Annotated in this window: 10 protein-coding genes; 6 read left to right on the forward strand and 4 right to left on the reverse strand. The window is 58.6% G+C overall.

Features of this window, described 5'->3' with window-relative positions; translation table 11 throughout:
- Window positions 1–76: 76 nt before the first annotated feature.
- The gene (locus AWB69_RS41305) at window positions 77–688 is read right to left on the reverse strand and encodes a helix-turn-helix domain-containing protein (RefSeq protein WP_062092540.1); all 612 of its coding nucleotides are present in this window, start codon (window positions 686–688) and stop codon (window positions 77–79) included.
- Window positions 689–918: 230 nt separating this feature from the next.
- Between AWB69_RS41305 and AWB69_RS41310 the strand changes: the two genes are divergently transcribed.
- Window positions 919–2,247 carry an LLM class flavin-dependent oxidoreductase gene (locus tag AWB69_RS41310; RefSeq protein WP_062092541.1) on the forward strand — a complete coding sequence of 443 codons (1,329 nt, stop codon included), beginning with the start codon at window positions 919–921 and terminating at the stop codon, window positions 2,245–2,247.
- Window positions 2,248–2,332: 85 nt separating this feature from the next.
- Here the strand turns inward: AWB69_RS41310 and AWB69_RS41315 are convergent, their stop codons facing one another.
- A complete protein-coding gene (locus AWB69_RS41315) occupies window positions 2,333–3,478 on the reverse strand; it encodes a porin (RefSeq protein ID WP_062092542.1) in 1,146 nt (381 codons plus the stop codon).
- A 728-nt stretch (window positions 3,479–4,206) separates the two neighbouring features.
- Between AWB69_RS41315 and AWB69_RS41320 the strand changes: the two genes are divergently transcribed.
- The 5 genes from AWB69_RS41320 (at window position 4,207) to AWB69_RS41340 (ending at window position 8,018) form a co-directional block, all read left to right on the forward strand.
- Entirely contained in the window at window positions 4,207–4,518 is a 312-nt protein-coding gene (locus AWB69_RS41320; protein WP_062092543.1) for a DUF4148 domain-containing protein, read from the forward strand.
- A 243-nt stretch (window positions 4,519–4,761) separates the two neighbouring features.
- A complete protein-coding gene (locus AWB69_RS41325) occupies window positions 4,762–4,974 on the forward strand; it encodes a DUF4148 domain-containing protein (RefSeq protein WP_062092544.1) in 213 nt (70 codons plus the stop codon).
- Between the two features lie 134 nt (window positions 4,975–5,108).
- Entirely contained in the window at window positions 5,109–5,789 is a 681-nt protein-coding gene (locus AWB69_RS41330; RefSeq protein ID WP_062092545.1) for a response regulator transcription factor, read from the forward strand.
- Window positions 5,790–5,846: 57 nt separating this feature from the next.
- Window positions 5,847–7,226, forward strand: coding sequence for a sensor histidine kinase (locus AWB69_RS41335; RefSeq protein WP_062092546.1), 1,380 nt, complete (start codon window positions 5,847–5,849; stop codon window positions 7,224–7,226).
- Between the two features lie 60 nt (window positions 7,227–7,286).
- Entirely contained in the window at window positions 7,287–8,018 is a 732-nt protein-coding gene (locus AWB69_RS41340) for a response regulator transcription factor (protein WP_062092547.1), read from the forward strand.
- Window positions 8,019–8,048: 30 nt separating this feature from the next.
- On the opposite strand, the gene AWB69_RS51000 is transcribed toward AWB69_RS41340, so the two are convergent.
- Window positions 8,049–8,318 carry a cupin domain-containing protein gene (locus AWB69_RS51000; protein ID WP_062092548.1) on the reverse strand — a complete coding sequence of 90 codons (270 nt, stop codon included), beginning with the start codon at window positions 8,316–8,318 and terminating at the stop codon, window positions 8,049–8,051.
- 214 nt (window positions 8,319–8,532) lie between these two features.
- The gene (locus AWB69_RS48995; RefSeq protein ID WP_197500448.1) at window positions 8,533–8,694 is read right to left on the reverse strand and encodes a hypothetical protein; all 162 of its coding nucleotides are present in this window, start codon (window positions 8,692–8,694) and stop codon (window positions 8,533–8,535) included.
- Window positions 8,695–8,957 lie beyond the last annotated feature (263 nt).

Genomic DNA, 8,957 nt, shown 5'->3' on the forward strand with positions numbered 1-8,957 from the left:
GCACCGGCCGGTTGGGGCACGGTATGTCCAGTACAGCTAAGTAGGCGCACAAGACTGGCCGCGCCCGGGCGAAAACCTAAACGTAGAAATGATTGCTGTTGATGACCAGGATGGTGGTGGGCGACTCCCAGCCGTTTTCCCATCGATAGCGGTGACCCGACGGAAAACCATATACGTCCCCGGCTTCCAGCAGCATTTCCTGGTCGTCGACGAACAGACGCAGCTTGCCGCGCACGACGTAACCAATCTTGTCGCCGGTCTGCAAGACGAAGTTCACGTCCGACACGGCGCCCGCGCCGATCTCCATCAGGAACCCTTCCATGACCGAGCAGCCCGCCGGCGTCACGCGATATTTGGTGACGCCGCCCACGCTCACCGGCTTGCGATCCGCGAGCCGGACAACGAAATCCGCGCCCGCGCCGCCCTGCGGAGCGGGCGTGCTGCGCTCGTCGAATAACGCCGCGCCGTCCACACCCAGCGCATGGCAGATGTTGCGAAGCACGCGAATGGAAGGCGAACTGATGCCGCGCTCGATCTGGCTGAGCATGCTGACGGACAGGCCCGCCTGCTCGGCCACGTGCTTGAGGCGCAGGTCCTGCGCCTTGCGCATGGCGCGCAAGCGGCCGCCGATGACCACGTCCTGCTCATGCGTAGGCGCATTCGTCAACGGCAAGGAGTCTTCGGACACGGTGTCGCCTTGTACGGGGGGTGCATTAAAAATTACACTGTGATGAAGTTTCTGTCAAAAAATTATTGTTTTCAAGAAAACAATAAGGATTTGGTGAAATTTTGCGCTAGATTAGTTGGACAACGCGTGACGTGGGCCCGCGGCGATTTCCTGCAATTCTTCGGTTGATTCGCCTGCTGCCACTCGTGAGTAATAGCTTCCACACAGCTTCCCGACCAAGGAAACGAGCCATGTCGAAGGACCGCAAGATCAAGCTGGGTTTGTCGATGCGCTACCTCGGATATCACGTTGCCGCGTGGCGGCATCGTGATGTGCCCGCCGACGGCGCCGTGCATTTCGACTACTTCCTGAAGAGCGCCATCAAGGCCGAAGCGGCCAAGCTGGACATGATCTTTTTCGCCGATGGGCTCGGCATACGCGCGTCGGATGAACCGGCGGGGTCGCTCTGCCGGGACATGCGTAACGTCGAGCTTGAACCCCTGACCCTGCTCGCGGCCCTTGGCGTATGTACCAAACACATTGGCCTGGTCGCGACGGCGTCGACTACCTATAACGAGCCATTTCACGTTGCACGGAAGTTCGCGTCGATCGACCACATCAGCGGCGGTCGCGCGGGGTGGAACGTCGTTACATCCTGGTCGGAACAGGAAGCCTGGAATTTCAGCCGCGACACGCATCTTGGTTACGCCGAACGCTTCGAGCGGGCCGATGAATTCGTCGATGTCGTCAAAGGCCTGTGGAATAGCTGGGAGGACGACGCGTTCATTCGCGACAAGGAGAGCGGCGTGTTTTACGAACCGTCCAAATTGCACACGCTGAATCACAAGGGCAAGCATTTCAGCGTGCGGGGACCGCTCAACGCGGCACGCACGCCGCAGGGGCGGCCCATCATTGTCCAGGCAGGCGGGTCCGAGGCGGGACGTGAACTGGCCGCGAAGGACGCCGATGTCGTCTATAGCAACGCGTTCGAAGTGGCGCCCGCCAAGGCTTTCTATGACGATGTAAAAGCGCGCCTGGCCAAACATGGGCGAACAGCGGATCAACTGCTGATCATGCCGGGGGTCACGCTGTACGTCGGCAGGACGCGCGAGGAAGCACAGGCAAAATTCGATGAGCTCCAGGCGCTGATCGACCCGCTAAGCGGGCTTGCAATGCTGCATGGTTATCTCGGCGATCTGTCCGCCTACGATGTCGACGGCCCGGTGCCCGAGGTTGTGCTCAGTGGCAACCAGGTGCGCAGCATCGCTGAGAACCTGTTGAATCTGGCACGCAAAGACAAGCTGAGTATCCGCCAGCTCTATCAGACTGTGGCGGCGGGGAACGGGTGCCGTGTGTTGATTGGTACGCCGGGTGACGTGGTGGATGATCTGCAGCACTGGTTCGAGAGCGGAGCCGCCGACGGCTTTAACATGTGCCCGGCAACGTTGCCGCAAGGAATTGACGATCTGGCAGAACTGGTGATTCCTGAAATGCGCCGCCGCGGACTATTTCGAACGGAGTATGAAGGCACCACGTTACGGGAGAATCTTGGGTTGAAGAGCCTGGCTTTCGGCGCTTAGCGGTGCGACGGATTCGTGCAGCGTGTTGCGCAGACGTCGCGCAATACGCTGCACGCAGGAGAACGACCCGTGCCCGTGCCCCTGATCAGAACCTGTGTGTCATCGCCAGCCGGGCCATCATCTGATTTCCGGTTGAAGAGATCCCTGACGAACCCGGGATATCCGCATTGTCGAACTGAGTTCCCGTGTTGCCGTTCACGTGTTGATACGCACCTTGAATATAGACCGACGTACGCGTGCTAAGGTCATAGTCAAGCATCAGGGAGAATTGATTGTACTTAGGCATTGAGCGCCCGGTCGTAGTGGAAATGTGAGCGAACGTATAGGTATAAGCCGCCGCCATCCAGAAATCAGGCTTGAAGAAGTACTGGCCATTGACTTCGAAGTTGTCGAACTTCCACGAGTTCTGCGTACCCGCCACAGGCTGATCCGTAAAGTACAGATTGCCCGTCGGATTGTAGACATCCACATGTGAATACGCGAACGACAACAGTGCCTTGTTGGAGAACGTGTACGACACGCCGGCGTCAATATTCTGTTGCGAGTTGGCCGTAAAGACCGTCGTATCGTTCGACACGGCGCCCGAGGCATTGGCTCCGCCGCTATTGATCTTCATATACGCGAGAGCCGCCGCAAAGCCACCCATCTTGTAGGTGCCCGCCGCGCTGTACATGCGGTTCGTCGCGAATCCGCCCGCCTGGTTGCTGAAGCCATACATGGCTTCGCCAGTAAAGCCGCTATAGGTCGGCGACACATACTTGACCGAGTTCTGGATACGAAAATCCCAGTCGGAGTTATCGTTGTCGAACGGATGCGCCGCGAGATCGCCCATGGTGTTGCCCGCAGCAGTGAACCCGCTCCACATGTCAATGGTCGGATCGTACTGGCGACCCATGGTGAACGTACCATACTGAGCTGACGATAAGCCAACGTAAGCCTGGCGGCCAAACTCAAGACCGCCTTGACCTAGTTGCCCATTGTTCGTATTGAAGCCATTCTCCAACAGGAAGATTCCCTTCAGGCCATTACCCAGGTCCTCGCTGCCTTTCAAGCCCCAACGGCTACCCACGGTGTCGCCGCTGACCATTTCGTAGCCGCGATGGCCTTGACCATTGCTCGTAAAGTCAAACCCTTCGTCGATCAGGCCATAGAGCGTGACGCTGCTTTGCGCATGCGCGACAGTGCTCAGGAAAATTGCCGGAATCGCAGCGGCTAGCAAGGTTTTCTTCATGATTTTCAAATCCCAATATATAGATTCAGACGCGTGTGTGTCGCTTGATGTGGGTTCCTGCCGCGCGAACTTGACGACGAACTTAAGACTTCATGAAAGCGCCCACGAAGGTTAATGAGCCGTTATTCGCAGCTGCGCCGACTAACTGAAATTCAGATTTTCAGGCGCCGGAAGAGATGCGTTCAAGACGCGTTGGGGCTTGCTGGCGAGGAAGCGGAGAACTGTCCAGATCATCAGGCAGGGACGAACGGGGAGAGTGTGTGTCGTGAATCCGATACAGCCAACTTCCAAACAATTTGAATTGATGCATGGGGACGTTCCTCGAACGCTTCGCAGCGTTCGCATCCTGTGTGCGAAGGCAATGATGTGAAAGCACGGCCGCCCGGGCGGGCAGGGGGTGTGATAGGTGCAACGCCGCTTGTAAGCGAAACGAGCCTTTACGCAAGAGGCGTGTAGCTCCGCGCTGTCGTTGATAAGCCCAGTGTGTCCGGACGCGGCGTTCTGTCGCGCGCTCATGCCGGTTCGTTCAATACACACCCAGCGGAAGACCATCCCGACCTTGCGTCGGCACCTCTGCGTTTACCTCAACAAACCTTAAATTACTCTTCATGTTACAGCGGGCTTTCCGTCGAAATAAGTTCGCTATCCTTAATCTCGTCACCCGTCGCTCAACAAATCCAGTCAGGCGCAGGCGACTACTCAAGATCGAATCTTTACGGAGAACACCCATGAAACGCCTTTCCGCTGCATTGATTACGCTTTCACTCGCCCTTACCAGCGCATCGGCCCTGGCCGCCCCGGTCCTCACGCAAGCCGAGTGTCATGACTATCCGTTCACGCCGCTCAAGCACACGGTCACGCATAAGCAACTGATGCAGGAGTTGAGCGAACTGGAAGCGGTCGGGTATCAGCCGACCGCCGACGACAACGAATATCCGGACGATCTGCAAGCCGCCGAGGCCAAGCTGCAGCAGGAGTTCCGTCACGACTGCATGCCGGCGCAGGTCGCGGGCGATCCGGCCAGTCCGTCCGCGAACTAGGTCTTGAGCGCCACTCCTGGACGACCTGTACGAAGCAAGCCGGAAATTCGACAGGTCGTGCCACGCAATGGTTCACAAGATTTCGATGTTGTCCTAGAGGCTTTTCCCTAAGCGCATTTCAGTAAATATCTTTTCATGAAGCAGATGACAGACCGTTAAGGGTCACCGCGTAGTCTCAACATTGTCGTAACGCCATTCGCGGACAGCGACACTTAATTCACCAGGATCACCAGGAGTCGTGACATGAAAAAACTTTTTTTCGCAGCCAGCCTTCTCTCATGCGCAGTGTGTTCTTCGGCATTTGCCCAGTCACCGGCAAAGCCCGCTCAGGACCAGTCGTGGCAGCCGCCGGCCTCGACGCTCACCCGCGCGCAGGTTGAGCGCTCGCTCGTTCACGCTGAAAAAGACGGTCAGCTTAATTACCTCGATACAGTGGTTTATCGCGGCAGCCGCTAAGGACAGGCAGCTTTCCGATGCCTGTCCGTCAATTCCATTCGCCGATCTCTTCGAGTCGGTTGTGGCATCATTTACCCTCTGGAAGTGCAGACGGTACCCGGTTTTCTGCCGGTGCCGACTTGGGATTGGGAACAATGACGACACGAGTGCTCACGGTAGAGGACGATCCGCTTGCAGCGAATGAGATCGTGGCAGAGCTTGAAAAATGCGGATTCGAGGTGGACTGGGTAGATAACGGACCGGACGGTCTGGCCCGGGCGATGAGCGGCGAGTATGACGTGATCATGCTCGACCGCATGCTGCCGGGACTCGACGGCCTGACTATCCTCACCACCCTGCGAACGGTCGGTGTCCAGGCGCCGGTGTTGATGCTAAGCGCGCTCGGCGACGTAGACGAACGTATTCGCGGCCTGCGGGCGGGCGGTGACGACTACCTGACCAAGCCGTTTAATTCAGACGAACTCACCGCACGTCTTGAAGTATTGCTGCGACGCCGGCGCGAGACTCCCGCACGCAATGAAACCACGCTTAATGCAGGGCCGCTCCTCGTCGATCTGATTTCGCGCAAGGTAACGCGCGACGGCGTTGAAGTGTCGCTGCTGCCGACCGAGTACCGCATCCTTGAGTTCATGATGCGGCACGCCGGTCAAACCATCACACGCACCATGCTGTTCGAGGCGGTGTGGGGTTATCACTTCGACCCCGGCACCAATCTGATCGACGTTCACATGGGACGCTTGCGCAAGAAGATCGATCCCCCCGGTACCAAGGCAACGATTCAGACCGTGCGTGGTTCGGGCTACATACTGACGTGATCCATCTCCTATAAGAACACCTTGGCTGACTCAACGAATCGACCGCATCCCACAGACATGGGGCGCCGCTGGCATAACACGACCTTCAGGTGGCTGTCGGTCTACGCCGTCATCTTCGCGCTGTCGGTCATGGTGCTGATTGGATTTATCGGCTGGTCGGCGACCACGCGCATGGAGTTCGACGCGGACTCGGTGCTCCATTGGCAGCTCTTCTACTTCGGGTCCATAGACGACCCGGAACTGCCTGCGACAGTTTACCGCCGCACCGAAGGCGAGCATCTGAATACCAATTACTTCGGGCTGTTCGCCGCCGACGGAACACATCTTGCGGGCGATATCCGCGTCTTGCCCGCGGACCTGCCGCTCGATCGTCAAGGCCATACGCTCAACGGCAGCCTGATTGTCGCGAACCAGACGAAGCCGCCGGTCGTCCGCGCAATGGGCGTGCGCCGGCACAGCGGCGAACAGATCGTGGTGGCCCGCGACCTGACGCACGTGCTGGCCGTTCGCGAGACGATGATCAACGCACTTGTTGGAGGCGGTCTGTTCTGCTTGCTGGTGAGCATAGCCAGCGGCTTGCTGCTCAATCTGCGACAGATGCGGCGAGTGCGTGATATCCGCAACGTGACCCTGCGGATCGCAGAGGGCGACCTGAACCGGCGTTTGCCGATCGGCGGGCGCGACGAGCTGGATATGCTCGCGCATCTGGTGAATCACATGCTCGCGGAAATTGAACGGCTCATGACGGAGGTCAAGAGCGCATGCGACGGAATAGCGCATGACTTGCGTACTCCGGCCGCGCATATTCGCACCTTGCTTGCCAACGTGGCCGAACGCATGCATGTGATCCAGGACGACGGCGTTGCGCAAATGCTCGACCGCGCGCGAGTCGAAGCAGACGTATTGCTGGATCGTTTTGGTGCAATGCTCCGCATTTCGGAAATTGGCGCCTTGAAGCGGCGTGGCGGCTTCTCGTCGGTCGATCTCACTACTCTGGTGCATGAATTAAGCGAACTGTATGAACCGCTCGCCGAGGACCGTGGAATCAGCTGGGCGGTTGCGGTCGAACAGGTTCCGGCGGTGCATGGCGATCGGGCGTTGCTGTTTGAAGCATTCAGCAATCTGCTCGATAACGCGATCAAGTTCGCGCCGGATAACGGTGCGGTACGGATCGAACTGACGGATCACGCACAGGGCGCGCTCCTGGTTATTTCGGACAACGGCCCAGGCATTCCCGAGCGTGAGCGAGAAGCGGTCATGCAGCGCTTCTACAGAGCCGACCAGACGCGTCATCTGGCGGGTTCGGGGCTTGGCCTGAGTATCGTCTCGGCCGTGATGCGGCTGCATGATTTCGCGCTTCGTGTGGGCGTCAATGGTACTGGCACCAACCCCGGCACGACAATGACGGTTGAATGTTGGCCGCACGCGCTCGAATGACGCGCGTGCTGATTGTCGGGTCTCCCTGATTGACTGATTAACCGAGTAAGAGCCACCCCTATGCGAGTTCTGCTCATTTCCACTATCTGCACTGAAGGCGCTTATCTGCATAAGGCTTTACGCGAAAGCGCGCACAGCCTGCAAATGACCGACGACCTGCGCGACGGGCTCCATCTCGCGTCGCAAGACAACTTCGATGCGGTGCTGATCGTAGCCGTCGATACCGAGTCCATCTGCAACCTGGCTACGCTGTTGTCCGAGTTCGCGCGCTTGCCGGGTTCACCTGCGATCCTGGTTGTGCTCGGACGCGCGACGCCGGTAGAGAGGGCGCGCATGCTGCGTGCCGGCGCCGATGCCTGTTTCGTGCAGCCGTACTCGTTCATTGAAATGCAGGAACGCATGCTGGCGTTGTATCGATCGTCGGTGCATGGCCTGGGCGACCCCATGCTTGATCTTTCGCTGAGACTGGATCCGCTTACGCGGGAGCTGGTGGAAGGGGACAAGCGTTTCCCCCTGACCAAGCGCGAGTTCCTGTTGATAGAGTCACTGCTGCGCCAGCCAGATGCCCCTGTTGCACGCGACCAGTTGATTCGGTATGCGTGGCCTGACAAGGACGTCGTGGACCCGTCGAGCGTGAATCTGGTTGTCTCGCGGTTACGCCGCAAGCTTGAGTTGCATGACTTTGGCGCGCGTCTCGAAACCGTCAGCCGTTTCGGTTATCAGATCAGCACGACACAACTGCCGCCTGTTCCCGCCTTTTCCGTTCCTCGACCGAACCTCGAAAACGCCTAAGCGCAGGGCGCCGGCCAGTCCCGTGCGATGTTATCGGCGAGTTGTTTTTGCGGCGACTTTTGGTTTTGATTTCGAGGTTGCTGCTTCAGCCTTTTTAGCAGGCCGTTTCCTGGCGACGACGGCGCCGCTGTTGTCGTCGAACAGTTTCAGTGTGCCGATCGAGATGAGATCGGCCGGCGTTTCACCGATGTTGGCGAGACGGTGCTGCCGGTGTCCGTCGAAGTGGAACGAGTCGCCGGTCGCGAGCGGATACTCTTTCTTGCCGACGGTATAGCGCACATGCCCCGACAGCACGTACACGAATTCATCTCCTTCATGCGAGACCCATTCCGAGCGGTATCCGACCGGCAGCCATACCTTGACCGCATTGATCAGACTGCCGGGGAATAGCGTGGACAGGCGCTCGTAGCGTTGCTGGTCGTCTGCATGACGTATTCACGGCGTTGACCCTGGCGGGAATCAGGATGCTCCTGTTTCGGTTGGTCGAGCAGCGCGCGTTCTCTTGAGTCCTGGATCAGGAACCGAAGAAGGGCTGGCAGTAATCCACCGGACCCACGCAAGCATTCGGATCGGTCGATGCGCCTTGCATCGACGCGCAACCGGCCAGTGAAATGCCCAACGCCAGCGCGCACAGCGGCAATCGTAAGGCGGAGAGTATGCGTCTTAAGCGGCTCATGGCATTACCTTGGGCAATTACGCCTGTCACTCGAATCCATGGGTTGAACGTTCGCCTTGCAGCGAACCGGATGTGCGCCGGAGTGCGGTGACGGAAGGCATGAAGCCTCGGTGGCGCAACCGGGAACGGTCGTCGCACACAAGCTCACCCACTCCGTCACGGCACGCGGCAATTGACGCTTCATGCCTAGTGTTCCGTTCCGCTGATTCTCGTACAAAGTCTTTGTAGCTTTGCGAGGATGGAGTCAGCGGAAGCGGTCCATG

The sequence above is a fragment of the Caballeronia udeis genome (assembly GCF_001544555.2).
GTDB lineage: Bacteria > Pseudomonadota > Gammaproteobacteria > Burkholderiales > Burkholderiaceae > Caballeronia > Caballeronia udeis.

What these genes read in the sequence shown, in the direction of transcription:
- AWB69_RS48995 (WP_197500448.1), bottom strand. Translation starts at nt 8,694, where the DNA reads ATGAGCCGCTTAAGACGCATACTCTCCGCCTTACGATTGCCGCTGTGC.
- AWB69_RS41315 (WP_062092542.1), bottom strand. Translation starts at nt 3,478, where the DNA reads ATGAAGAAAACCTTGCTAGCCGCTGCGATTCCGGCAATTTTCCTGAGC.
- AWB69_RS41330 (WP_062092545.1), top strand. Translation starts at nt 5,109, where the DNA reads ATGACGACACGAGTGCTCACGGTAGAGGACGATCCGCTTGCAGCGAAT.
- AWB69_RS41310 (WP_062092541.1), top strand. Translation starts at nt 919, where the DNA reads ATGTCGAAGGACCGCAAGATCAAGCTGGGTTTGTCGATGCGCTACCTC.
- AWB69_RS41340 (WP_062092547.1), top strand. Translation starts at nt 7,287, where the DNA reads ATGCGAGTTCTGCTCATTTCCACTATCTGCACTGAAGGCGCTTATCTG.
- AWB69_RS41325 (WP_062092544.1), top strand. Translation starts at nt 4,762, where the DNA reads ATGAAAAAACTTTTTTTCGCAGCCAGCCTTCTCTCATGCGCAGTGTGT.
- AWB69_RS41320 (WP_062092543.1), top strand. Translation starts at nt 4,207, where the DNA reads ATGAAACGCCTTTCCGCTGCATTGATTACGCTTTCACTCGCCCTTACC.
- AWB69_RS41335 (WP_062092546.1), top strand. Translation starts at nt 5,847, where the DNA reads ATGGGGCGCCGCTGGCATAACACGACCTTCAGGTGGCTGTCGGTCTAC.